Consider the following 25,185-nt stretch of genomic DNA (forward strand, 5'->3'; position numbering starts at 1 on the left):
CTCAGCTAACGGCGACGCCGACGCCAACAACCGACAGCATCGGCCGGGCGACCACGAGCGAGGCGAACTGGGGGGCATTCTGAGCACGCATGTCGTAAAAGTATATCGACTGATGGAGGCGGAAGCAACGGTAAATCGGGGTTTGGGAAGGGATCTGTCGACGGTTGGCAAGTGGGCCCTTCCCGATCGGCCGTGGTGTGGTATAATGCCCGACTTGCCTCTGGATGGCAATCCCCCGAATCGCATCCTGCTACTGACACCTAAGACCGGCTGACGCCGGCCCGTGAGACCATTGTATGTCCGCTGACCATCTGCGCAACGTCGCCATTATCGCCCACGTCGACCATGGCAAAACCACACTCGTAGACCAACTTCTTTACCAGTCGGGCATGTTCCGCAACGAGGATCTGGACAAGCTCGCCGGCGGGCAGCATGGCCTGGTCATGGACTCGAACGACCTGGAGCGGGAGCGTGGGATCACGATTCTCGCAAAGAACTGTGCCGTGGCGTACACCACGCCTGACGGCGAGAAGTACAAGATCAACCTGATCGACACGCCGGGCCACGCCGACTTCGGCGGCGAGGTGGAGCGCGTGCTGAAGATGGCGGACGGCGTGCTGCTTGTGGTCGATGCATTTGAAGGGCCGATGCCGCAGACGCGGTTCGTGCTGGGCAAGGCGTTGGAGCACAAGCTCAAGCCGGTTGTGGTGGTGAACAAGATCGATCGGCCGGACGCTCGGCCGGACGACGTGGTCAACGAAGTGTTCGACCTGTTGGTGGAATTGGAAGCCGACGACGAGTCGCTGGACTTTCCGGTGATCTACGCGTCGGCGAAGGAAGGCTGGGCGTCGCGCGATGTTGACGAACGTGGCGAGAACATGAAGGTGCTTTACGACGCGATCATCGAGCAGGTGCCCGCCCCCTCGCCGGAGGAGGCGGACGCGACGGCCCCGCCGCAGATGTTGGTGACGTCGTTGGACTACAGCGATTATGTGGGTCGCATCGCGATCGGGCGTGTGTTTGCAGGCACGTTGAAGCCGGGTATGCAGGTGACGGTGATCGACCGTGCGGGCAAGCACACACAGCAGCGCATTTTGAAGACATTGCAGTTCAGCGGGCTCGGCCGAGTTGATGTGGATCACGTGGTGGCGGGCGACATCTGTGCCATCGTAGGCCTGGACCCGATCGACATTGGCAACACGATCGCGTGTGCGGAGTCGCCGGAGGCGTTGCCGGTGATTGAGATTGACGAGCCGACGCTGCACATGACATTTCGTGTGAACGACTCGCCGTTCGCCGGTCGTGAAGGCCAGTACGTGACGAGTCGGCAGATCGCGGCGCGGCTGGAGAAGGAGCTGCGTTCGAACGTGGCGTTGCGTGTGGAGCAGGGCGAGACGCCGGAGCAGTTCCGCGTGTCGGGCCGTGGGCTGATGCACATTGGCGTGGTGATTGAGAACATGCGCCGCGAAGGGTTTGAGTTGGCGATCGGCAAGCCGCGCGTGATCACGAAAGAGGTTGATGGCAAGACGCATGAGCCGGTCGAACTGCTGGTGGTCGACTGTCCAAGCGAGTGCCAGAGCAGCGTGATGTCGCTGGTGGGCGATCGACGGGCGGAGCTGTTGAAGATGGATGCGAAGGCGGGTACGAGCGGCTTCGCGCACATGGAGTTCACCATTCCCGCTCGTGGGTTGATGGGGCTTCGCAGCCGAATGCTGACCGCGACGCAGGGTCGAGCGATCATGCACCACGTGCTGCTGCGGTATGAGCCGCTGCGTGGTGAGATTCCCGGAGCCGAGCGATCGCAGGGCGTGCTCATCAGCTCGGAAGCGGGTCAGGTGACGGCTTACGCGTTGGATGCGCTGTACGACCGCGGGTTCTTTTTTGTCAGCCCGGGCGATCAGGTCTACGAAGGCCAAGTCATCGGCGAGCACAACCGCGAGAACGACCTGGTGGTGAACGCGGTCAAGGGCAAGAAGCTCAGCAACGTTCGCGCGTCGGGTAAGGACGATGCGGCACAGGTTCGGCCGGCGCGGAAGATGTCGCTGGAAGCGTGCCTGGAATACATCGACGAAGACGAGTTGGTGGAGGTGACGCCGGAGTCGATCCGCATTCGCAAGAAGCTGATCAAGGAGTCGGACCGTCGTCGCGACCAGCGGCGGGCGAAGAGCCTGGCCGAGGCGTGATAAGGGCGGGGGCTTGGTGGATACAAGGTTAAGATCAAAACATGTTTGAATAAAAGAAGCCCACGGCGTGACGCCGTGGGCTTCTTCATTTAGTTGCGGTTGTGAGGGGTCGCGTTGCGATCTTAGATAATTTCGAAGATCGACTGGGTCCGGAGAACCATGCCATTGCTGCCGAACAGGTGGTAGCTCTGAATGTGAAACTCTCGTTTGTACTTCTGTACGTCGAGTGCGGTGAGGCAGGGGACGCCGGCATGGTCGTTCCAGCTGTGGCTGAGGGAGCCGGTCTCACGGACGAAGTCCTCCATTTCGCGCAGGGTGGCGTTGTAGAGGTTGTCGGTGAGCGACTCGGTCTGGATGGTGGTGACGTAGCCGATCTTGCCATCGGGCTCGAGTTCGTAGTCTTTTTCGCCGAGGCAGGGCAAGGCGTGGACCAGGCCGGTCTCGGGCAGGTGGTCGCCTGCGTCGAGGACGGTTTCGGTGAGAACCTGGCCGCCGGTCTGGAACCGAGCGACGTGGCCGCCGGGGGTGGCCCAGGCTTCGATCTCATAATCGCCGTGCCGGTCGGTCCGGCGGGCTTGGAGATCGAATAGTTCGGGGTGAAGGGCGCGGCGGTATACCATAAGCCGCAAAACCTGCGTATTGGAGGACTTGTGTCCAATGCTCATTACAAACCTCTGATTGTTTACTGAGTGACGTCGTCGCCAGCGTTGGGACGGGCCACAATTTGTGGGGAGCCTTGCGGGGTCAGACCGGATTATATCGGGCTGAGGCTGAGTTGAAAGTAAAAAATGGTGGATTTTCGCGATTTCTTCCCATGTTTTGCCTGACCTGGTTCCATTTACAGCAGGTAGGGTGGATGAGCCGATAAAGATTTGCAGTGCGCTGTCGGTCCGGGCGGGCCGGCCGCGGTAACCGTTACTTCTTTATGGACGCTCTTTACCACCATCTTCGCGGGATCGCCGACCCGAGTGTGGACCGTGCCATGGCGGCGGCGCTGGCGACGGCAGACCAGGCCGCCATTCGGCGGATGGTCCCGATGCTGGTTGAACGCGCCCAGCCTGAGGGCATGCTGGGGCTGGTGATGCAATACCACCGGCTGCCGGTGGACATTCAGGCGCAGGTGGTTGAGCAGGTGCCACGGCTGTTCCGTCCGCTTCGCGAGGCGGCGAGCCGACGGCAGGGGCACGGGCCGGAGAACGTGATCACGCTGGTTCAGCGGTCGCGGAATACACGGTTGGCCTACCTTGTGAGTGAGCAACTCCGCCATGGCGCGGAGGGGCTGCTGGCGTCGGCGGGCAGTTGTCTGCTTCGCCTGGCGGAACTAGCGGCGAGCGATCCGAAGCCCGAACGACTGCCCACGCTGGATGCCGAGGCAGCGGCTTATCTTCAGACAGCGATCACGGATGCGGTCAAGCGGTTTCCGCGGCATCGCGAGTCGTCGGTGCTGCTGGCGATGGCGTGGCTGCTGCCGCGGCCGATGGACGAGGCATGCCAGGCGGTGGTGGACATCAAGTCGCCGGCCGGCGCTGCGATGAGTACGCTGCTGCGACGGGCGGAGCACCCGGCGGCGCGGCGGGCGCTGCTGCCGATGCTCGGCTTCGCCTCGCAAGCCGACGCGGCGATGGACGGGCTGCGCTGCTGCAACGACGCGGGCATGATGAGCGATGTGCTGGTGCACTACCACCTGCTGCTGCTGCCGGGTGTGCGTCGGCCGTTGGCGCGGGTGAAGAATATTGAGTCGCTGTGGCCTGATGCGTCACGGCAGCGTGAGTTCGACACGTCGGCTTTGCGTGGGCTTCCCACCTGGTTGGATGCTCTGCCTGCTGACGAGAAGCAGCGGTTGGCTAGTCTGGCGGGGTTGTGCAACGCCCCGGACGCGGCCACGCGGCTGGCGGTGTTGCGCCGACTGCTGACGATGGCCAGGCAGTACCGCGACGATGCGGAACTGGCGCAGTCGATGACGCAGCGATTCGTAGCCTTTTGCGACGACCCGGAGCCGGCGCTGGCTCGCATTGCGATACGACATCTGATCGCCACGGGCTATCCCGAACTGCCTCGGTTGTTGACACGGTTGGTCAACAGTCCGCATGAAAGCGTGCGGAAGCTGGCTGGCGTGCACCTTTCGCCGCTGGGCTTTGCTCGGTTGTGGGCACTCTGGCCAAAGCTTGAGCCCGCGCGACGGACAGCTGCGGCGCAGGCGCTGATGAAAATCGACGCGAACTTCCACCGCATGATCGGCGAAAAGCTCAAACGCGAAGATCGCGCGATGCGCCTCCGAGCGTTGTCGATGATCGAACAGCTCAATCAGGGCTCGTTCTTCGAGGCCGCGCTGAAACGGCTGGCAACCGACAAGGATGAACACATCGCCTCCGCGGCAGTGCGGGCGCTGGGCACGACCGAGAGCGAGGTTTCCGTCGAGTCGGTGGAGCAGGCGCTTGACCACCCGGACAGCCGAGTGCGTGCCAATGCGATCGAGGCGCTCGAGCAGATGGAGCAGGTCGACGATGAAAAGCAGCTCGATCGCCTGATGACCATGGCGGAGGACGAAGCGAATCGGCCGCGGGCCAACGCGATCCGGGCGCTGATGCAGTCGCGGACGCGTGAGGCGTTGCAAGCGCTCACGCGCATGCTCAACGACGATCGGGCGGAGCATCGTGTGTCGGCGCTCTGGCTGATTAAGGATATGGGGTTGTTGTCGGTGGCTCGCAAGGTGGCGGAGATGTCGCTGCACGATCCGGAGGAGCAGATTCGCCAGCGGGCCGACACGGTCATCCGCGACCTGATCGAGAGGCTCACCACTCAGCAAGGCGCGGATGGCAAGTCCGACGCGGGCGAGGCTGGCACGAAGGGGAAGGCGTCTGCATGATGAGCACTGTCATTACGCCTTCTATGCTGCTGGCCCAGGCGACGGGCACGGGCGGCGAGCTGCCGATGCCGTTACGGGCGGTGCGCGATCACTGGGGTGATTCGACCATTTCCGTCGGCTGGGTGATTCTCTCCGGCTCGGTGCTGCTGTTCATCCTGGCGATTGTCTGGGTATGGAACTGGTGGAAGCAGCGCAACGAGCAGCCTCGGCCGTGGTGGGTGTTTTACCGTACCGCCAGCCACATGGGGCTTACCTTGCGCGAGCAGTGGCTGCTGGTGCGGATCGCCCGGCATGAAAGGCTGCCTTCGCCATTGACGCTGATGCTCTCGCGACGCACGCTGGGCCACCACGCCCGGCAGTACCTGGCCAGGCGGTCACAGCACCGCCGGGCGGCGATCATCCGCCGACTGCTGGCGATCCGGTCGGCTCTGTTCGACAGCCTGGAAAGCTCGGCCGCAACGCCGGTGCATGAGCGTCGCCTGTCGGACGCGCCTTGATATTGGGGGCGATACCGGGTCCAATGGACGTTGTGATGGGCCCGCGGCAATCGTGACGCTGTTCCCGCATGCGTCGACGATGATCGAGTGCATAGAATTGAATATGTCACATGGAGAAGGCCCATTGAACGTTGAAATTGAAGCAAAAATGCGACTGATCGACCGCGCCGCGGTAGAGAGTCGGCTTAAAGAGCTGAACGCCGGCGTGGACGCCGAGTGGCTTGAGATTAACACCTATTTTGACACCCCCCAACGCGGCTTGAAAAGCTCCGACCAGGGGCTGCGCATTCGCACGGAAGTCGCCGCCGACGGCCAACGGACCGTGACCATTACTCACAAGGGCCCGCGCGCCCACGGCCGACTGAAAAGCCGAAGCGAATGCGAAGTCAATGTGTCCGACCCAGGCCAGGCCGCCACGCTGCTGCGGGCGCTGGGCTACGCGCCGGTGCTCAGCTTCGAGAAGCGTCGGCAGCGGTGGCATTTGAACGATTGCCACGTCGAGATCGACGTGCTGCCATACCTGGGCGAGTTCATCGAGATCGAAGGCGGCAGCGAGGAAGCGGTGCTGGCGGTGCGCGAGCAGTTGGGGCTCAAGGAAGCGCCGTTGATCCGCGCCAGCTACATCGCGATGCTGATGACCTACATCCGCGAAAACCAGATGCAGGAACAGGCCATCCGCTTCAACGGCTCGACCGGGCCGACCGAGTCGGTGGACAAGATCGTCGCCGCTGCCGCGGACTGATCCGCGAGGGGGCGAGCCTCGTTAACCTCACGCCTTCGTTTGCCGTACGTCACACCGCCAGGTTACTGGTGATGCGGTCGAGGGCGGCCTCCACGTTCGCTCGGCTGTTGAACGCGCTGATGCGGAAGTAGCCTTCGCCCGCGGCGCCGAAGCCCGAGCCGGGCGTGCCGACGACGTGGGCTTCGTTGAGCAGCTTGTCGAACAGGTCCCAGCTGGTCATGCCGTTGGGGGCTTTGATCCAGACGTACGGGGCGTTGACGCCGCCGTAGACGTTCATGCCCTGCGCGGAGAGGGCTTCGCGGATGAGGCGGGCGTTTTCGAGATAGAAGCTGACGAGTTCGCCCACCTGCTGTCGGCCGACGTCGGTATAGACGGCTTCCGCGCCGCGCTGGACAATGTAGCTCACGCCGTTGAACTTGGTCGACTGCCGACGGTTCCAGAGCTTGTGCACTTCGACGTCGCTGCCGTCGCTTGCCTTGCCGGTGAGCGATTTGGGCACGACGGTGAAGGCGCATCGCGTGCCGGTGAAGCCAGCGTTCTTGGAGAAGGAGCGGAACTCGATCGCGACATCGCGAGCGCCTTCGATCTCGTAAATCGAGTGCGGGATGTCGGGGTCGGTGATGAACGCTTCATAGGCCGCGTCGAAGAGGATGATCGCCTCGTTGTCGCGGGCGTAGTCGACCCACTGCTTGAGGGCGGCCTTGCTCGCGACGGCCCCGGTGGGGTTGTTGGGGTAGCAGAGGTAGATGATGTCGACCTTCTGCTTCGGCAGCTCGGGCGTGAAATCGTTGTCCGCGGTGACGGGCAGGTAGACGAGGCCGTCGTACTTGCCGTCGTCACTGGCGGCGCCGGTGTTGCCAGCCATGACGTTCGTGTCGACGTAGACGGGATAGACCGGGTCGAGCACGGCGATGGTGTTGCCCTTGCCAAGGATGTCGAGGATGTTGCCGGTGTCGCATTTGCTGCCGTCGGAGACGAAGATTTCGTCAGCGTCGATCTTGCATCCGCGAGTCTGATAGTCGAGCTGGGCGATTTTTTCGCGCAGCCAGGCGTAGCCCTGCTCGGGGCCGTAGCCGTGGAAGCGGGAGGGGTCGCCCATGTCGTCGATGGCGGCGTGCATGGCTTCGCGGCAGACTTCCGGCAGCGGCTCGGTGACGTCGCCGATGCCGAGTTTGATGATCTGGGCGTCGGGGTTGGCGTGAGCGAAGGCGCTGACGCGTCGCGCGATTTCCGGGAAGAGGTAGCCGGCTTTAAGTTTGAGGTAGTTGTCGTTAATTCGCATGTCTGACTCGTGCTCGTATTCGTGGAAAAATCTGCGTTTCGTTGTGGTTACATCTTGCTCGCGGCAAACTGGCGTGCCGTGTCGAGTGCCGCTTCGATCTTGGACGGGTCTTTGCCGCCGGCCTGGGCCATGTCGGGTCGGCCGCCGCCGCCGCCGCCGACCACCTTTGCGACTTCGCGCACCCAGTCGCCGGCCTTCAGGCCCTGCTTGATGCACGGCTCAGGCACGGCCGCGACCAGCGCGACCTTGCCGTTTTCAATACCAGCCAGCAGCAGCGCGGCGTTGGGGCGCTTCTTGCGGATGACGTCCATCGCGGTGCGAAGGGCCGTGCCGTCCGCACCGTCAAACTTCGCGACGATGACGCTGTCGTCCGCTTCGTCGGCCACCTTGCGGGCATCGTCGGCGATGGTCTGTGACTGGGCCTGGGCACGCTGCTTGTCGAGCTCCTTGAGCTTCTGCTGCACCTCGGCAAGGTCGGCGGTGAGGCGACGACGCAAGGCCAGCGGCAGCGTTGCGCCGTTGATTTCCTGCATGATCTCGCTGATGTCATTGCGGTCGCGATGTTGGGAGGCGTCGTCACTGGTGTCGCGCATCGCTTCAAGTTCGCGTTGCAGACGCTCGCCTTCACGTCGCGCGTCGGCGGCGGCCTGGCCGGTGACGGCGGTGACGCGGCGGACACCCTTGGCGACCGCTTCTTCGCTGATCAGGGCGAAGTCGCCTAGCTCGGCGGAATTTCGCAGGTGCGTCCCGCCGCAGAACTCGATCGAATACTTCGGCCAGTCGGCATTGTCCGGCTGGGCGAGCAGATCGCCGACTGCCGGACCGACGGAGACGACGCGAACCTTCGGCGGATACTTTTCGCCGAACACGGCTCGCAGGCCGTTGATCTTCATCGCCTCTTCCTGCGGAGCGTAGTCGGTGTGCACGGTCAGCTCGGCTTTGATCTGCTCGCGAACGTGTTGCTCGACGGCGTCGGCCTGGTCGTCGGTGAGCGCGGCGTTGTGCGCGTAGTCGAAACGTGTCTTTTCATCGTCGACCAGTGAGCCGCGTTGGTCGGCGGTGGACGAGACGTGCTTGCGCAACGCGAGGTTCATCAGGTGCGTGCCGGTGTGATTGCCCATGATCTTGCGGCGGCGATCTTCGTTGACGACGAGGTGAAGCGTGAGCTTGTCGCCTGCCTTGAGCGTGCCTTCTTCCATTTCGCCGAGGTGGAAGATGGCGTCGCCGACGCGGACGGTGTCTTCGACGCGGAAGCGGACGTCCGTGTCGTCGATGGTGATGAGACCGGTGTCGCCGACCTGTCCACCGGACTCGGCGTAGAAGGGGGTGGACTCGATGACGACCGCGCCGTGCATGCCGCTGGTGAGTTGATCGAGGGTTTCATAACCGTTGGCGTTCTGGTGGCCGAACACGCGGCAGGCGGTGGTGACGGTGTCGCGTGTGCGGTCGTAGCCGGTGAAGATGGTGGCGGGGAGTTTCTGTTGCTGGACGATTTCGATGAGAGATTGTCGAGCATCGGTTCCGCCTGCGCTGCCGGCGCGGCTGCGCGTGCGGGCTTCTTCCATGAGTTTGTTGAAGCCCTTGACGTCGACGGCGAGGCCGCGTTCCTCGGCCATGACCTGTGTAAGGTCGAGCGGGAAGCCGTACGTGTCGTAGAGCATGAAGGCGTCGTCGGCGCGGATGCGGTCGCCGCCGCGCTGCGCTGCATCTTCAAAGAGAGCGATGCCGCGGTCGATTGTGCGGGCGAAGCTCTGCTCTTCGTCTTTGATCACGTCGGCCACGTGCTGTGGGTTTTTGGCCAGTTCGGGGAAGGCTTCTCGCATCGTGTCGACCACGGCGGGGACGAGCTTGTAGAGGAACGGCTCGCGCTGGTCGAGGGTTTGTCGGCCGTGGCGGAACGCGCGGCGGAGGATGCGGCGAAGGACGTAGCCGCGGCCTTCGTTGCTCGGCAGGGCGCCGTCGGTGAGTGCGAAGGTGAGGCAACGGATGTGGTCGGCGATGACGCGGTGGGCCATGTCGACCGGGTCGTCCATCTTGCTGCCATAGGCGGGCGCACCGGTGACGTCGCTGATGGCTTTGAAGATGGGGGTGAAGACGTCGGTGTCGTAGTTGCTCGACTTGCCCTGGAGCACGGCACAGAGGCGTTCGAAGCCCATGCCGGTGTCGACGTGCTTTTGAGGCAGCGGGGTGAGCAGGCCGGCGGCGTTGCGGTTGTACTGGATGAAGACGAGGTTCCAGATTTCGATCACGCGGGGGTCGTCTTTGTTGACGAGCGGTCCGCCGGTCTTGTCGGGGGTGAGGTCGATGTGGATTTCGGAGCAGGGGCCGCAGGGGCCGGTATCGCCCATTTCCCAGAAGTTGTCTTTTTTGTCGCCGAGGTGGATGTTGGCGTGGTCGATATCGGTTTCGGATTTCCAGAGGGCGGCGGCCTCTTCGTCGCGGTCGAGGTCTTCGCGTTCGTCGCCGGCGAAGACGGTGGCGTGGAGGCGGGATTTGTCGAGGCCCCAGACGTTGGTGAGCAGGTCCCATGCCCAGGCGATGGCTTCGCGTTTGAAGTAGTCGCCGAAGCTCCAGTTGCCGAGCATTTCGAAGAAGGTGTGGTGGTAGGTGTCCTTGCCGACGTCTTCGAGGTCGTTGTGTTTGCCGCCGGCGCGGATGCACTTCTGGGTGTTGACGGCGCGGGTGTAGTCGCGGCCGCCGGACGTGCCCGTGCCGAGGAAGGCGTCCTTGAACTGGTTCATGCCGGCGTTGGTGAACAGCAGCGTGGGGTCGTCGTGGGGGACGACGGGGGATGAGGGCACGAAGGTGTGCTTGTGCTTGTCGCGGAAGTAGTCGATGTATTGTTGACGGATGTCGCTGCTGGCGGGCATGGCAGGCTTCCCAACCCTCTTTTTTCGAGGTTTTCTGGTCGGTGAATCGTAGTCGGGGAGTATAGCAGCGTCGCTGGTTAGCCGCGAAACGCAGTGGAGGGTCTTTGTAATCGGGGGAGGAGAATCCGCGCTCCGCTGCGCTTCGCGGCTAAACGGTATACACTGCGCGGCATGCTGGTTGATACTGCGACAATTCATGTGCGGTCGGGCAAGGGCGGCGACGGGTGCGTCAGCTTTCGGCGGGAGAAGTACGTCCCGAAGGGCGGGCCTGACGGCGGCGACGGTGGGGATGGCGGGTCGGTGATTCTGGTGGCGGACCCGAACGTGACCACGCTGCTGGATTTTGCGGGTCGGCATCACTGGCATGCGGAGAGCGGTCAGCCGGGCACGTCGAAGCAGCAGCACGGGCGCAATGGAGAAGACCTGCTGGTGCACGTACCGCCGGGCACGCTGGTGTATGACGATGCGTCGGGCGAGCTGCTGGTGGACCTGGACGCTGTGGGCAAGCGGTTCGTGATCGCGGAAGGTGGTAAGGGGGGGTATGGCAACGAGCGTTTCAAGAGCTCGACGAACCAGACGCCGAGGCAGTCGACGCCGGGCGAGCCTGCGGTGGAGCATTCGCTTCGGCTGGAGCTGAAGGCGATTGCGGACGTGGGGCTGGTGGGCAAGCCGAACGCGGGCAAGAGCACGCTGTTGTCGACGTTGAGTCGGGCTCGGCCGAAGATCGCGGACTATCCGTTTACGACGCTGCAGCCGCAGTTGGGGATTGCGGAGCTGTCGGGTGGTCGGCGGATGGTGGTGGCGGACGTGCCGGGGCTGATTGAAAAGGCGCACGAGGGGCATGGGTTAGGCACGCGATTTTTGCGTCATATCGAGCGGACGCGTGTGCTGGTGCATCTGATCGAGCTTGAGCCGATGGATGGTTCGGACCCGGTGCAGAATTACCGTGTGATCCGTCGGGAGCTTGAGGCGTATGCGCCGGCGCTGGCGGCCAAGCCGGAGATCGTGGCATTGAGTAAGATGGATCTCGCTGGCGAAGCGGCGGAGGACCAGGCGACGGCGGTGGAGTTGATCGAGTCGGTGTTGGGTGCGAAGGTGATGCCCATCAGCTCCGCGACCGGCGATGGGATCAATGCGTTGTTGGAGGCCTGCTGGTCGGCGTTGGGCGGATCGGCGGCGGACCGTCTTGATGGCTGGCCGCGTGCGGAGTCGGGTGAGGATTGATGTAATGTCCCACGGATTCGCTGCGCTGCATCCGTGGGCTTTAGTCGGGGCGGGGGCGTTGTTGGTTCGTGATGACGAGATGACTATCGGGGAGTGTTGATGGCGACGTTGAACTTTCTTGCAGTGAGCATCGGCAACACGCGAACGCGCGTGGGCGCGTTCGTTGATAACAAGCTGGTCGAGTCGGCTACGCTGGAGAACCGGCGTGACGGCGACCTGGGCGAAGCGATGGAGCACGCGTTCACCCCGCTGCGCGAGAACAAGCAGGCGGTGGTGCTGATGTCGTCAGTGAACCCGGCCGGGACGCAGCGCATCGAAGCGCAGATTGCAAAGCACCTGAACCGGCAGGTGTTGCGTGTGGAGCGCGATATGCCGATCCCGATCGGCAGGCAACTCGACCGCGAAGCGATCGTGGGGGAAGATCGGCTGCTGAACGCGGCGGCTGCGTACGACGTGCTCAAGCAGGCGTGCGTGGTGGTTGATGCGGGTACGGCGATCACGGTGGACTTTGTCGATGGGGCGGGCACGTTTCATGGGGGAGCGATCGCGCCGGGAGCGCAGCTCATGCTCGACTCGCTGCACCAGCGGGCGGCGCAGTTGCCGGAGGTGGAGTTCGACAAGCCAACAGGTGTGATGGGGCATAACACGGTCGAAGCGATGCGCGTCGGGGTGTTTCACGGGCTGCGCGGCATGGTGCGGGAACTGGTCGAGCGATACGCGGAAAAGGCGGGGGGGTTCCCGGCGGTGATCGCCAGCGGGGGGGATGCGAATCTGCTGTTTCGTGAATATGACCTGGTGGACCGGGTGGTGCCGGACCTGACGCTTAACGGGCTGGCGGTGACACTTCGTGTGGCGATGGAGCAGGAGCAGAAGTAGGGCGTTGAATTGCCGATTGCTGATTTCTTATCGCTGATTGCGGCGACGTGGGGATCGATTAGCAATCAGCAGTCAGCGATTCTGACTGATCCGGGGCTTCGACACTTCGTTTCTCAGCCCGCGGCTTGGGGAGATGTCGATGCATGAGTTGACGAAAGAGCAGCGCGGCGCGTTGATGAACTTGCGGATCATCTGGGCGGCGCTGCTGCTGGGGCAGTTGACGGTGGGGGCGGTGCTGCTGGGGGTGAAGCTGACGGCGGGGGATGAGCTGGCGCCGGCGGGCGGGGCGGATTGGCTTTTCGTGCTGATGGCGGTGGCGGTGCTGGTGGTCCTTGCACCGACGGCGTATTTCGCCCGCAACCAGTTTTACAAGGCGAAGTGGCAGGGCGATGCGGTTGCGCCGTCGGGGTATGTGAATGGCAACATCGTGCTGCTGGCCATGTTGGAGGGGGCGGGGGTGACGGCGCTGGTGATGATGTTTATCAGCGATCGGCCGCTGCTGCCGGGGCTGGTGGCGGTGGTGGCGATATTGTTGCAGGCGGTGAATTTTCCGACGGGCGAGCCGATGCGTCCGCATCCGCCGGAGTTCGCGCGAACCGGGGACTGACAGGGGCGGGGCGGGTCGCTATCGTTACACGGCAGGCTGCGTAACGCCGATGGCCGGGAGTGTGTGATGGCAGGCGAATCGCTGTCGTCGGAGAGGGCGGTACGGATCGTGCGAATCGTGTGGGTGGGGCTGCTGGTGGTGCAGCTGTTTTTCGGGATGGGGGCGGTGTGGTTTGTAAGCTATCGCCCTGCACCGGAGCCGGCGGAGGGCCACCCGTGGGGGCTGTACGCAGTGGGGGCGGTGCTGTTGATCGTGCTGGCGGTGGGGGGCTACCTTGTGCGGCGGCGGTTGTACGAGCGCGGGCGGCTGGATGATGGCGCGGTGGCGGCGGAAGGCTATCTGCGAGGCAACCTGGTGTTGCTTGTGCCGATGGCGGTGATGGGTGTTGCGGGCATGGGGTTGGCGATCGCGGCGGGGTCGCTGATGCCGGCGAGCCTCATTACGTTTGCCGCGCTGATCGTGCAGGTGATCAATATGCCCACCGGCGACCCGCTCGACCCCGGCCGTTACGCGAAAGACCAGACCCCCAAGTCCGCATGAGCACAACCACGAAGACCATCGGCGACGTGACTGTCACGCTCACCACGGCCAACCAGCCCGGGGCGGTGGGCATTATTCAATTGCATGGCGAACAGGCGGTCGCGCTGTTGCGTCGGTTGACGGGGCAATCGGACTGGCAGGCCGGGCGTGTACGGCTGGTGCGGTTCGAGCAGATCGACGAAGGGCTCGCGGTCTGCCTCGCAGACGACTGGGCGCAGTTGATGCCGCATGGCGGGGTGCGGGTGGTGGAGCAGTTGATCGCTCGGCTGGTGGCGATGGGGGCGCGGTATGAGGCGGAGCCTGACGCGCGTGCGCTGTACCCGGAAGCGGCGTGTGACGTTGAGGCGGCGGCGCTGGCGATGATGGCGCGAGCGGCGAGCCCTGCGGCGGTGGAGTTGCTGCTCATGCAGCCGAGGTTGTGGCGGCGGTGGCAAGACATGTTGGGGGATGATCGTGAGTCGGCGGCGGCGATTTTGAAGCGGAGTGATGTGCTGGATCGGCTGGTTGATCCGCCGACGGTTGTGGTGGTGGGTCGGCCGAACGTTGGCAAGAGTACGCTGACGAATCGGCTGGCGGGGCGGGCGATGAGCGTGGTGGCGGACCTGCCGGGCACGACGCGCGACTGGGTGGCGGGGGTGGTGGAGATTGGTTTCGAGTTTCGAGTTTCGAGTTTCGAGTTGAGGCAGAACGAGCCAACTCGAAACTCATTCGTCGCGGTGCGTTGGTTTGATACGCCGGGGCTGCGGAGCAGTGCGGATGAGGTGGAGCAGTCGGCGATCGGGCTGGCGTGGAATGTGGTGCGGGACGCGGATGTGCTGGTAGCGATGCGGGAGGTCGACGGGGATTGGCCTGGGGGGGAGGAACTGCCGCGCGAGCCGGATGTGTGGGTGGTGAATAAGGTGGATCAGGAAGGGGCGGAGGGAGCGGTGGACAGGGGCGTGGGGGCAGCGCGGCTGAAGCCGCGCTGCCTTGATGAGGATCGGGAGGAGGCGGGGGACGTGGTGCGGATCAGTGCGGAGACGGGGGATGGGGTGTCGGCGTTGGAGCGGCGGGTGGTGGAGGTGTTGGGATTGGGGGGCTTGGCGGTGGATGGGCCCTGGGCGTTTACGCCGGCGTTACGGGAGCAGTTGGAGCAGGGGTGAGGGGTCGGCGAAGTCGGGGACGACGATGTCCGCGCCGTGGTCGCGGAGGGTTTGGGCGTTGAATCGGCCGGTGGCGACGGCGAAGGCGATGCAGCGGTGGGCCTTGGCGCAGTCGATGTCGTGGGGTGTGTCGCCGATGACGATGATGCGTTGCGGGTCGGGCGGGTGGCCGAGCGTTTGGGTGTAGCGTGTCATGGCGAGTGCGACGAGGTCGGGGCGGGTTTGGCCTTCGTCGCCGAAGGCGTTGATTTTGAAGCAGTCGAGGTTGATGCGAGCGGCGGCAAGCTTGAGTGGCGCGGCTTCTGCGTAGTTGCCGGTGAGCAGGCCGAGGATGACATCGCCGCGTTCGCGTTGGCGTTGGTGGAGGTGGTCGATCAATTCGTGCACGCCGGGGAGGGTGTTGACGGTGAGGTGACCGTCGCGTGCGAGGTCGGCTTTGAGCTGTTCGAGGTAGGCTTCGCGGAAGGCGTCGTGGTGGGTTTCGTGATCGTCGAGCTGGTTGCGATGCGCGGCCTCGGCGAAGATGGCGGGGTCGAGCTTACCGGAGAAGCTCATGCCGTTGAAGGTGAATTCGTTGCCGAAGAGTCGGTCGGCGACGGCCTGCATGGAGCGTCCGCCTGCGCCGCGGGCGTTGAGTAGTGTGCCGTCGATGTCGAAGAGGATCAGGTGGTGCGGTTGCATGCGGTCATTTTAGCGTGGGGGGTGTCGGGATGAGGTTTGAAAGGTGAGTTGGGGCGTATTGGGGACGGGGAGCGGAGCGACTGAAGTCGCTCCGCCACAGGTGGGAAGGCGGTTCCGTTATTTAAATGCATGGGGTTAGGGGTGATCCCTGACTCGGCATGGCGTATAGTGGGGAGCGTCCCGGTTCGTATCGCCGGGCGGATCTGAGTCGTCGGGAGTGTTTGTTTTGCCCCACAGTTTGCATGTTAGCGATCGATGGCCGCGGTCCGGGCCTCTCTGGAGCATGCTGCTGCTTGTGCTGATCGGGCCGACGCTGGGCGGGTGCGCTGCGGTGCGTGTGACTGATCCGCCGCGGACGGCGACGGAGCAGTTTCTCTTGTCGGAGGCGGCATCGCGTGCTGTGCAGCAGCTGTCTGCGGCGGCGTTGCGAGATCGACAGGTTTACATTGAGGACCGCTTTTTCGCTTCGATCGACAAACCGCTCGTCATAGGCGAACTGCGGTCGCATCTACTGCTCAATGGCGTACGGCTGGCAGAGTCGCGTGAAGAGGGGCAGATTGTTCTTGAAGTTCGAACGCACGGGGTTGGGGTTGACCGCTACGATTATCTGCTGGGCCTGCCGCCAGTGTTGATTCCCGCGGGTGGGACGGGTGTGGACGAAGTGGCTACGGGCTCGATTGTGACGCCGGAGTTGGCGATTTTGAAAAACACACGCCAGCGCAGTTTCGCGAGTGTGGCGTTTGTGGCGTACTGGGGCGATACCGGAGAGGTGGTTGCCAGTTCCGGTCCATTCCTCGGCCAGGCGGAGCGTGAGGACTGGTGGTTCTTCGGCGTGGGGCCGCGTACGACGGGCGACATCCCGCCGGTGGAGCCGGAGGAGTAGTTTGCGTGTTTGCAGTGTTGTACTGGTCTGCGATTGCAATCCCCCGGCCGGCGACGGCGGTTTGGCGAGCGAAGTCAGAAGGCTGTTGAAGTATGCGACGACTCGTGATTGTGCTGCTGGTGCTCGTCGCCCCGGTGGTCGTGGTGGCGGTGGCGGTGCAGGCCGTGCTCGTCAGCGATCTGCCGCGGCGGGTGGTGGTGGCGCAGTTGCAGGAAGCGCTCGGGCTGGAGGTGGAAATCGACCGCCTGCGGGCGCGGTGGTCGGGGCACGCCGAGGCCGAGGGCATTCGCGTGTCGCTGCCGTTGGATCAGGACCCGTTTCTGGAAGCGTCGGTGCTGCGGTTGAAGCACACGGCGTTGTTGCGCATCGTTCTGTTGCGCAGTGTGAACGTGGACAGCTTGTTCATTGAAGAGCCGGTCGTGCACCTGGTGCAGCGACAGGACGGGGTGTGGAATCTTCAGCAGGTGCAGGAGGTGCTGGCGGCGAACCTGGCGGGCGACCCCGATGCGCCGCGCGATCCGATCGGGCCGTTGCCGCTTCCTGAGCTTGAGCTGCGCAACGCTCGGCTGGTGCTGGATCGGCTGGAGCATGATGTTGTTGAGTTGGAGGGGGTTCGCATTACGGGCGAGCGTCGGCCGCCGCTGGCGTATGTGCTGGACGTGGACATTCCGCGTGTGGGCGATGTGTCGGCGCGGTTTTCGCGAGCGGCGCCGTTTTCGCATGAGGTGAGCTTCGATTTCGCACCGGAGCGGGCGCTGGTTGATGACCTGATCGGCGAGCCGACGAATTCGCGGCTGGCGGGCGTATGGCGTGGGCGCGTTACGAGCGACGAGGTGCGGGGCACGTTGCATCTGAGCGAAGCGTCGATCGCGGCGGCGCGGCTTAGCGGCAGTGCGCAACTGCTCGGCCGAACGGACACGCCGACGATCGTGCTTGAGCCGACGTCGCTGGCGATGAGCCTCGACCACCCCGCGATGCCCGAACCGGTGTACATGGTCGGCGGTCGGCTGCTGGTCACCGAAACGGATGTGCAATTACAGGACGTGCGCTTCACGGGCTTTGACGGCCGGGCGCTCGTGCGCGGGCAGATCGACCTGCAAACACTTACCGGCGAGCTTGGCGCGACCTGGGACCGGCTTGCGTTTCCCAATGGCGTGACGCATGGCGGCGAGCTGGACGTGCAGCTTTCGCGTCGCGGACCGGCGCGGCGCGTCGTACAGGCGACGGTCGGCACACGCGGGCATAGCGAATTCGGCGACTGGGATGGTGTGATTGAACTTAACGCATCGGGCGAAACATACGCCGACCTGCTGGGCACGATCCGTTCGCGGGAGATGCGATACGAGTTGCGCGGCGAGCGTTATCGCCTGGCCGAGCTGACCGCTGGCTTCGCGACGGATGAGCGATCGGTGCGGCTGACGCAGTTTGAGTTGGGCGAGCCCGGCGCGGCCACGCGACTGGCGGGCGATGGTGTGTTCGACTGGGTGGATGGCGAGTGGTCGGCTGAGTTCGTGGGCGAGTCGTTGCCGTTGCCTGCGCCCGCGCCGCCGGTGTCGCGTTTGCGGTTGGTGGTGGGAGGCGATGCGGAGCGGGCGGAGTTGCGGCAGGTGGAGGTGGAGACGCTGGGGATGGCGTTGGAGGCGAGCGGGTTTTACGCGTTCGCCGAGCCTGAGCCGTTGCAGGCGACGCTGCGTCTACGGCAGATGCCGATACACCTGGGCGATAACGGATTGCCGCTGGTGGAGGCGAGCAATGTGGTGGGTGAGTTGGTGGCGCGGGGCACGGTGCAGCCGTTGAACGTGCGGGCGGAGGGTCGGCTGCTGGCCGAGGGGCTGAAGGTACACCATGACGAGCTTGGCGACATTGAGCTGCAAGTGCGGGCTCGCGCGGATGAGGAGGCGGCGGCGTTCGAGTTGGACGCGGTCGAATGGCTTGGCGGGCAGTGGCAGGTGCGGGCGATGTATGGCATGGACGAACGGCGGGCGCGCGTGTTTGTCGACGCGGCGGACGTTGATTTGACGTTGGCTGACGGATTGGTTGATCCCGCGCTTGACGTGGAAGTGGGACGGATGGATGTGTCACTTGAGGCGGAGGACATCGAGCGTGGGCTGAACCGGATGCGCGTGGATGGCGAGTTTATGGTGCGCGATCTGGCGCGTGCGCCGCTGGCAGCGGAGCGTGTGACGGGGCGGCTGGTGTTGCGTCACGGTCGTGCGTCGGTTCGTGATTTGTTGTTGGAGCAGGGCGATGGGCGCGTGCGTGGGGAGGTGATGGTGGATCTGGCTCAGCCGAGCCGACTGCGGTTTGGATTGAGCTTTGACGACTGGCCGGTACAGGCGGTGCCACACGGTCGGCTGAACGCGTGGGTGAACGGCCGCGTGCGGGGCGAAGTCGACGCGGCGCAGCAGGTCGGCGACGCGTCGGTGGAACTGGCGCTGGACCTGGCGAGTGCCGGGCTGGCGATCGGGCAGGTGCAATTGGACGCGGGGCTGGATGGCACGATGTTGCGTCTGCATTCATTGTCGGGCCAGACGCTTGAAGGAACGATCGGCGGCGAGGGGCAGGTCGACCTGCACGACATCTGGAACACGGCCCGCCTGGACGTGCGATGGGACGACCTTCAGCCGCAGGCGCTGGAGTTGTGGCTGCCTGTGCTGCGGCGGATGTCGGGGTCGTTGAGCGGGTCGATCACGGTTGCGCCGACGCATAGCGGGCGGGCGCTGGGGCCGTTGCAACTGGAGTTGGTGTCCTCCGCGTCGGAGGCGAGGTTGCAGGACCTGCCGATCGGCGACGGCCGGGCGACGGTGTACATCGATCGCGATCGGCTGGTGTTGCAGAACCTGATGTTCGAAGCGATGGGCGGACAGATCGGTGCATGGGGGCGGGTGAGCGATCATCGGGGCGAGCAGTTTGTGTTCGCGTCGGGTTGGCTGACGGATCTGGATATGGAGATGATCAGCGAAACGCTTCGGCCGGACGAAGCGCCGCTGCTCGGCCGACTGAGTGCGGACGTATCGCTGTCGACGCCCGTGCATGATTGGCAGAATGTGTTCGGCACGGGGTCGGTAACGTTGCGCGATTCCGACATCGGCACGATTCCGCTTATCTCCGTGCTGTATGACGTGTTGAACATCGCGTTGATCGGCCGAGAGCCGGAAGGCCGAGGGCAAGGCACGTTCCGCTTTGAGGAAGGGACTGTGCTTATCGAGCGGTTTCTGTATCACAACCGCGGTGCGGCGATTCGGCTGAGCGGGCGGGCGATGGATATGTGGGAAGGGCTCGACAGCCGATTCCGTGGGGTGGCGTCGTTGTCGCTGGCGCCGCTGCCGGACGTGGAGGTGCTTGAGGTGCTCAACGAGGCGTTCACCGCGTTGCAGGCCGACGCGACGACAGTGCGATTGACGGGGCGGATCAACAACCCGGATACGCCACAGGTCGTACCGTTCCGCGGTGTGTTTGATGCGGTACGGCGTGTACTGGGCATTCGCGAGACGCCCCACCAGCGGCAGGCCGACTGAAGATCGAGGTCGGCGTGCAGGCGACCATCGTCAATCATCGATCCGCGAATCGGCTCATCCCACTTTCGGCGTGACCCATGTCTGCTGCTCGGCTGCCTGGTAGATCGCGGTCATAATGCTCGACCGCAATGCTGCCTCGTCCGCGCGGACGAGCGGGACATTGTCGTCACCGTTGATCGCCTGGAGGAACAGGTCGAACGCATGTGGCCAGGCATCGGGCAGATCGGTGGTCCAGGGTGATTTGCCGTCGGCGTCGGGCAGGTTGCTGGTGGTGAGGAAGAGTTCGCCGTGCGTGATGCGGGCGTGGCCTTCCGTGCCGGAGATTTCGAGGCTGTTGGGGTTCGCGACATCAACCCACCCGCCCGCGAGGGTGGCGATCGCGCCGGAGCGGAAGCGGAGCATGCCTTCGCCGAACTCGTCGCACTGGTTGCCATAGCGGGCGGCCGCGACGTCGACGTGGCCGGTGCATGACTCGACCGCGTCGTCTTCGGTGAGCCAGAGCAGCAGGTCGAGCGCGTGCGTGCCGAGGTCGCCGAACGCGCCGCAGCCGGCTCGGTCAGGGTCGGCCATCCAGCGCCAGTCGGTGTCGAACAGGCCGCGTAGCGAGCCGCTGTGGCAGTTGCTCAGACGATAGCGCGTGATCCTGCCGAGCGTGCCCTCCTGCAGCAACTGGCGGAGGTACTGGATCTGCGGGTTGCCTCGCATGAAGTAGCCTGTTTGGAAGATGACATCGGCGTCGTTGATGGCTTTGGCCATCTGCCAGGCGTCCGTGCCATCCATGCCCAACGGCTTTTCGACGAACATATGCTTGCCCGCTCGCGCTGCGGCGAGCACCAGTTCTTCATGCAGGTCGGTCTGGGAGCAGATGACCACCGCGTCGACGCTCTTGTCTGCCCAGATGGTGTCGACGTCGCCGACGACATCGCCGCCCGTGACATCCTGCCGAGCTTCGGCGATCCGGCGGTCGGGATCCCACACGTACCGCGTGACAATGTGTTCGGTCTCTGCGAGCTTTTTCACGAAGTTGGGCGTGTGAATGTGAGCACCGCCGACGAGTGCGACCTGGGGCATGGGTTATTCCTGTTCAGCCTGCTTTGCGTATTCGTCGACTTCCTCGCGTGTGACCTGGAGCCATTCGAGCATGTACTGTTCGTAGACGTCTTGGTGCTGCGGGTTGGAGAAATCGAGGCGGAGTTCGTTGATGACCTTCGTGCCCTGGCCGATCCAGGTGCGCCAGGTTTCCTGGCCGAAGTGGTCGTAGATGAACTTGCCCACGGGGCCGCGCATGGGCGGGTCGGGGAGGCGTTGCTGCGGTTGGCCGGTGCGGCGGTCGAGGACGGTGTCGTCGGATTCGACCTCGGCCTTGCGCTCTTCGGCGCTTTGAACTTCCGGCAGCGGCTTGCCGAGCTTTTCGAGCATGGAGCCGATAGCGCGCTGAGGCATGACGTCGCCGCGCTCGGCGGCGACTTTGTAGCCGGTGGTGAGCAGGTCGCCGGCTTCTTCCTCCCGACCGAGCTTGATGAGCACCTGGCCGCGAAGCTGGTAGGCGCGCGACATGCCGTCGTTCATCTCGATGGCCTTGGCGAAGGCGCGGTCGGCGTCTTCGAATCGCTCGGCCTCGCGATACGCGCTGCCGAGGCTGAAAAAGGCCATGTCATCCGGCGCCTCGCGGGCCATCTGTTCCCATTGTGCGATACGTTCTTCGAGTGTTGCCATAGTGCCCGTAGCATAGGCGGAATGGACGCGAGTTGAAAACCGCGATTGCGATCGCTTTGGCTGGCTCGTTTCAGCAGCCGGGGCCAGCCGTTACACTTGCCCGCACTGTGGTTGACCTTATTCCCGCCAATCCCGACCATGACGAAGCGATGATGCGCCTCGCGCTCACGGAGGCCGACCGCGCCGCCGCGATGGGCGAAGTGCCGGTCGGGGCGGTCATCGTGCAAGGCGACGTCGTGCTGGCGCGGGCCCACAATCGGCGGGAAAGCGACGCGGACCCGACCGCCCACGCGGAGCTGCTCGCGATGCGCGCCGCGGCGCAGCAGCTTGGTACGTGGCGGATGGACGAATGCACCCTCTACGTCACGCTTGAGCCGTGCCCCATGTGTGCCGGGGCGCTGGTCAACGCCCGCATGGGCCGACTCGTCTACGGCTGCACCGACCCGAAAATGGGCTGCGTCGATACGCTCTACCATCTGTGCACCGACACACGTTTCAACCATCGGCTGATGGTGCGTGGCGGCCTGCTGGCGGAAGACTGTGCCGCGATGTTGCAGCGTTTTTTTCAAGCCCGGCGCGGGCGCGAAAAGCCGCCCAAGCCACGGCCGGGCGGGTTGGGATGACGAGCGTGACGGTCCTTATTTAACGTTCGCTGCTTCGATTTCATCGAGCAGCAGGCCGGCGTTGGTGCGCGTGAGTCGAGTTATCTGCTGCGCGTCGAGGCCGAGGTGTTCGTGCAGGTTTGCGTGGGCTTGACGCATCGTCATCGCCGAGCCGACGAGGTGTGCCCGGCCCGGCGCCCAGGCGGCGAGGTCTTCGCCGACTTCGATCTCCCAATGCCCAAGCGTGTAGTTGCCGGGGCCGAGGCCGGCGGCGGCCATCGCATCGGTGACGACGACCGCGCCTTCGTCGCCGGTCAGCGCGAGGTAGTTCGCCAGCGCGACGTAGGGCACATGCACGCCGTCGGCGATGAAGCAGATGGTCAGCGCGTCGCGGAGGTGGAGGCAGCGTTGAATGATGTTGTCGTGACGGTGCATGTTCATCGGGCAGCCGTTGCCCAGGTGCGTGTATAGCCGAAGGCCGGCGTCGATGGCTTCGCGAAGCTGGTCGAGCGATGCATCGCAATGGCCCGCCGAGACGAGGCAGCCTTCTCGCGAAAGTCGGCGGATGGTGGCCATGCCGGGGTCGTATTCCGGCGCGAGGGTGACCATGCGGACGAGTCCGCCGCCGGCTTCGAGCAGGGGCATGAACAGGTCGACGCTGGCGGGTTGAATGGCCTGGAGGTCGTGGGCCCCACGAAAGCCGTCGGCCGGGTTCAGGGCGGGGCCTTCGATGTGCAGGCCGCGGATGACGGACTTGATCAGTTCGTCTTGCTCGCGCCATTGAGCGAGCCGAGCGAGCCGGCGGGCGATGGCATCGGGCTGGGCGGTGATGATGGTGGCCAGGCAGGCTTCGACGCCGTCGGCCCGCATGCGCTCGCAGGCGTGACGCAGGCTTGCGGGGGTAAGCGAGTCGTGGTTGAAGTCGACGCCGGCGTAACCGTTGACCTGGAGGTCGATGTAGCCGGCGGAGGTGTCGTTGGCGTCGGGCATGGCGGTCAGTCCTCGGTTGCGTATCGGCGGCTGTTAGTGCTGGATCAGTACATAATGCTACCTTGCATCACGATTTGATACAAGGTAGCATCACCTTTATGCGGTCAACTTTACAAGATGTCGCAAGGCGAGCGGGTGTGTCACCCTCCGCGGCTTCGGCGGCGCTGCGGCCGGGGCGGTCGAGCAATGTCCGCCTTGCTGAGGCGACCCGACAGCGCGTGCTGGAGGCGGCTGCGGCGCTGGGATATCGCACGAATCCGCTGGCCCGCGCGTTGCGTGGCGAGGCGACGCGGACCATTGGTGTGTTGTGGTGGCTCGGCTCGCCGTCCGGCCGTGAGTTCATGGCAAGGCGGATCGCGCGGATGCTTCAGGTGAATGATTATTCAACGTACCTTGCTGACCACTTTGCTTCGGCGGAGCAGGTCGCCGAGGCGTTGAAGGACTTTGCCGTTCGCGGCATAGATGGCGTCGTGTTGGAGAGTGACGACACGATCGCGGCGTCGCGCGACGTGCAGCAGGCGATACAAGCGTTCAAGGCGGCGGTGGTCGTCCAGCCGACCGAGACATCGCTGGGAACGGACAATATTGTTCACGATCGTTATGTCGCGATCCGCGAGGCGGTCGACCATCTGGTTGCCACGGGCCGACGTCGGCCGGTGTATCTGGTCGCGCGGCATGCGAACCTCGGCAAGGCGTCGACGTTTCTCGATCAACTGCGACGTCACGGCCTCACGCCCGCGCCGGACGCCGTGCTGGATGTCGACGAACGCCATGCCGACAACTTCGGCCAACTGGCGATCGAAGCACTCGATGCGCGGGAGGCGGGACGGGCGAACGTGGGCTTTGACGCCGTGCTCGCGACGAGTGACGAACTGGCGGTGGGCGCGATCGCCTGGCTGCGGGGTCGGGGCCTGCGCGTGCCCGATGACGTGGCGGTGGTCGGAGCGAATGATGCACATATGGCCGGTTTTCTCGATCCGCCGCTGGCCAGTGTTGATCGGCGTGAACCGGAACTGGTTAGCCTCATTGAAGAAAAGCTGTTTCGTCGGCTCGACGCACCTGACGCGCCGCCGACGCGTACGAGTTTGGCGATGCGTTTCGTCTGGCGGCCGTCGGCCGGCGGTTCGGCGCAGCATCCAGGCCAGCCGTGATCGAACCCATTATCAATTACCTACACCCGCAATCAGGAGACAACATCATGCAGATCGACATCAGCCCCACCAAGCAGGAACTCGGCCGACGTGCTGCGGAGCAAGGCATTCCGCTGATCCGCGAAGCGATCGAACAGCGCGGCGAGGCGAACATCATCGTCGCCACGGGCGCAAGCCAGTTCGAGATGCTCGAACACCTTGCCAAGGCTGACCTGCCCTGGCATAAGGTGACGGCGTTTCACTTGGACGAGTACGTGGGCATGCCGCTGACGCATCCGGCGAGCTTCCGTCTTTACCTCTGGCAGCGCTTTGTCAGCAGGCTGCCGCTGCCGTTGAAGGCGTTCCACTATCTCAACGGTGAAGAGGACGCGGAGGCGGAGACCAAGCGCGTCGGTGCGATCATTGCCGAGCATCCGATTGATGTGGCATTCGTGGGCATCGGCGAGAACGGGCATATGGCGTTTAACGATCCGCCGGCCGACTTTGAGACGGAGTCGCCTTACCTGGTCGTGGCGTTGGACGAGGCTTGCCGTAAGCAGCAGCTTGGCGAAGGCTGGTTCCCCACGTTTGACGATGTACCGACGCATGCGATTTCGATGTCGATCAAGCAGATCCTCAAGAGCAAGTCGATCATCGTGAGCGTACCGGACGAGCGGAAGGCGCAGGCGGTGCAGGCGTCGGTGGAGAACCCGGTGTCGCCCAAAGACCCGGCGACCTGTCTGCAAATGCACGATCGCGTCTGGCTGTACCTTGATGAGCCGGCGGCTTCGAAGCTCAGCTCCGCGGCGCGGTCGTGATTGATGATGGCAGCGGCG

21 protein-coding genes are annotated in these 25,185 nt (G+C 64.3%); 14 read left to right on the forward strand and 7 right to left on the reverse strand.

The genetic code is table 11. The features are described from left to right. Positions 1 to 296: 296 nt before the first annotated feature. Positions 297 to 2,183, forward strand: coding sequence for a translational GTPase TypA (gene typA, locus ACERK3_05210; protein MFA9477690.1), 1,887 nt, complete (start codon positions 297 to 299; stop codon positions 2,181 to 2,183). 122 nt (positions 2,184 to 2,305) lie between these two features. On the opposite strand, the gene ACERK3_05215 is transcribed toward typA, so the two are convergent. Continuing rightward, positions 2,306 to 2,803, reverse strand: a complete 498-nt coding sequence (locus ACERK3_05215; protein MFA9477691.1) for a DUF2617 family protein — start codon at positions 2,801 to 2,803, stop codon at positions 2,306 to 2,308. 305 nt (positions 2,804 to 3,108) lie between these two features. Here ACERK3_05215 and ACERK3_05220 point away from each other — a divergent pair, with 305 nt between their 5' ends. The 3 genes from ACERK3_05220 to cyaB all read left to right on the forward strand — a co-directional run bounded on the left by ACERK3_05220 (position 3,109) and on the right by cyaB (position 6,288). Beyond that, positions 3,109 to 5,049 carry a HEAT repeat domain-containing protein gene (locus ACERK3_05220; protein MFA9477692.1) on the forward strand — a complete coding sequence of 647 codons (1,941 nt, stop codon included), beginning with the start codon at positions 3,109 to 3,111 and terminating at the stop codon, positions 5,047 to 5,049. Next, positions 5,046 to 5,546: a hypothetical protein gene (locus tag ACERK3_05225; GenBank protein MFA9477693.1), complete on the forward strand. Its 501-nt coding sequence runs from the start codon at positions 5,046 to 5,048 to the stop codon at positions 5,544 to 5,546. Before ACERK3_05220 ends, ACERK3_05225 begins: the two co-directional genes overlap by 4 nt. Before the next feature lie 124 nt (positions 5,547 to 5,670). Then, the gene (gene cyaB, locus ACERK3_05230) at positions 5,671 to 6,288 is read left to right on the forward strand and encodes a class IV adenylate cyclase (protein ID MFA9477694.1); all 618 of its coding nucleotides are present in this window, start codon (positions 5,671 to 5,673) and stop codon (positions 6,286 to 6,288) included. Positions 6,289 to 6,337: 49 nt separating this feature from the next. Here the strand turns inward: cyaB and ACERK3_05235 are convergent, their stop codons facing one another. Then, entirely contained in the window at positions 6,338 to 7,570 is a 1,233-nt protein-coding gene (locus ACERK3_05235; GenBank protein ID MFA9477695.1) for an LL-diaminopimelate aminotransferase, read from the reverse strand. A gap of 47 nt (positions 7,571 to 7,617) precedes the next feature. Next, positions 7,618 to 10,440 (reverse strand): alanine--tRNA ligase, encoded by a 2,823-nt coding sequence (alaS, locus tag ACERK3_05240; protein ID MFA9477696.1) that lies wholly within the window; start codon positions 10,438 to 10,440, stop codon positions 7,618 to 7,620. A 171-nt stretch (positions 10,441 to 10,611) separates the two neighbouring features. On the opposite strand from alaS, the gene obgE reads away from it, so the two are divergent. The 5 genes from obgE to ACERK3_05265 all read left to right on the forward strand — a co-directional run bounded on the left by obgE (position 10,612) and on the right by ACERK3_05265 (position 14,829). Beyond that, entirely contained in the window at positions 10,612 to 11,664 is a 1,053-nt protein-coding gene (gene obgE, locus ACERK3_05245) for a GTPase ObgE (protein MFA9477697.1), read from the forward strand. Between the two features lie 99 nt (positions 11,665 to 11,763). Beyond that, positions 11,764 to 12,540, forward strand: coding sequence for a type III pantothenate kinase (locus ACERK3_05250; GenBank protein MFA9477698.1), 777 nt, complete (start codon positions 11,764 to 11,766; stop codon positions 12,538 to 12,540). 139 nt (positions 12,541 to 12,679) lie between these two features. Continuing rightward, positions 12,680 to 13,147 (forward strand): hypothetical protein, encoded by a 468-nt coding sequence (locus tag ACERK3_05255; GenBank protein MFA9477699.1) that lies wholly within the window; start codon positions 12,680 to 12,682, stop codon positions 13,145 to 13,147. A 66-nt stretch (positions 13,148 to 13,213) separates the two neighbouring features. Then, on the forward strand, positions 13,214 to 13,687 hold the full coding sequence (locus ACERK3_05260) for a hypothetical protein (GenBank protein ID MFA9477700.1): 474 nt from the start codon (positions 13,214 to 13,216) through the stop codon (positions 13,685 to 13,687). Continuing rightward, positions 13,684 to 14,829 (forward strand): GTPase, encoded by a 1,146-nt coding sequence (locus ACERK3_05265; GenBank protein ID MFA9477701.1) that lies wholly within the window; start codon positions 13,684 to 13,686, stop codon positions 14,827 to 14,829. The genes ACERK3_05260 and ACERK3_05265 overlap by 4 nt, the downstream gene beginning before the upstream one ends. Here the strand turns inward: ACERK3_05265 and ACERK3_05270 are convergent. Further along, positions 14,803 to 15,510 (reverse strand): HAD family hydrolase, encoded by a 708-nt coding sequence (locus ACERK3_05270; GenBank protein MFA9477702.1) that lies wholly within the window; start codon positions 15,508 to 15,510, stop codon positions 14,803 to 14,805. The genes ACERK3_05265 and ACERK3_05270 overlap by 27 nt on opposite strands. Positions 15,511 to 15,793: 283 nt before the next feature. Between ACERK3_05270 and ACERK3_05275 the strand changes: the two genes are divergently transcribed. Continuing rightward, complete coding sequence (locus tag ACERK3_05275; GenBank protein ID MFA9477703.1) at positions 15,794 to 16,393, forward strand: DUF6655 family protein; 600 nt, start codon at positions 15,794 to 15,796, stop codon at positions 16,391 to 16,393. 92 nt (positions 16,394 to 16,485) lie between these two features. Next, positions 16,486 to 19,911 (forward strand): hypothetical protein, encoded by a 3,426-nt coding sequence (locus ACERK3_05280; protein ID MFA9477704.1) that lies wholly within the window; start codon positions 16,486 to 16,488, stop codon positions 19,909 to 19,911. A 54-nt stretch (positions 19,912 to 19,965) separates the two neighbouring features. On the opposite strand, the gene ACERK3_05285 is transcribed toward ACERK3_05280, so the two are convergent. Next, the gene (locus ACERK3_05285; protein MFA9477705.1) at positions 19,966 to 20,982 is read right to left on the reverse strand and encodes a Gfo/Idh/MocA family protein; all 1,017 of its coding nucleotides are present in this window, start codon (positions 20,980 to 20,982) and stop codon (positions 19,966 to 19,968) included. A 3-nt stretch (positions 20,983 to 20,985) separates the two neighbouring features. Continuing rightward, on the reverse strand, positions 20,986 to 21,627 hold the full coding sequence (locus ACERK3_05290) for a Fe(2+)-trafficking protein (protein MFA9477706.1): 642 nt from the start codon (positions 21,625 to 21,627) through the stop codon (positions 20,986 to 20,988). Positions 21,628 to 21,659: 32 nt separating this feature from the next. Here ACERK3_05290 and tadA point away from each other — a divergent pair, with 32 nt between their 5' ends. Further along, on the forward strand, positions 21,660 to 22,250 hold the full coding sequence (gene tadA, locus ACERK3_05295) for a tRNA adenosine(34) deaminase TadA (GenBank protein MFA9477707.1): 591 nt from the start codon (positions 21,660 to 21,662) through the stop codon (positions 22,248 to 22,250). Positions 22,251 to 22,265: 15 nt separating this feature from the next. Here the strand turns inward: tadA and ACERK3_05300 are convergent, their stop codons facing one another. Further along, the gene (locus ACERK3_05300) at positions 22,266 to 23,219 is read right to left on the reverse strand and encodes an N-acetylglucosamine-6-phosphate deacetylase (protein MFA9477708.1); all 954 of its coding nucleotides are present in this window, start codon (positions 23,217 to 23,219) and stop codon (positions 22,266 to 22,268) included. A gap of 98 nt (positions 23,220 to 23,317) precedes the next feature. On the opposite strand from ACERK3_05300, the gene ACERK3_05305 reads away from it, so the two are divergent. Both ACERK3_05305 and ACERK3_05310 read left to right on the forward strand, forming a co-directional pair. Continuing rightward, the gene (locus ACERK3_05305) at positions 23,318 to 24,370 is read left to right on the forward strand and encodes a LacI family DNA-binding transcriptional regulator (GenBank protein ID MFA9477709.1); all 1,053 of its coding nucleotides are present in this window, start codon (positions 23,318 to 23,320) and stop codon (positions 24,368 to 24,370) included. 47 nt (positions 24,371 to 24,417) lie between these two features. Next, entirely contained in the window at positions 24,418 to 25,167 is a 750-nt protein-coding gene (locus tag ACERK3_05310; protein ID MFA9477710.1) for a glucosamine-6-phosphate deaminase, read from the forward strand. Positions 25,168 to 25,185: the final 18 nt, after the last annotated feature.

Source organism: Phycisphaerales bacterium AB-hyl4, from assembly GCA_041821185.1.
GTDB lineage: Bacteria > Planctomycetota > Phycisphaerae > Phycisphaerales > Phycisphaeraceae > Natronomicrosphaera > Natronomicrosphaera hydrolytica.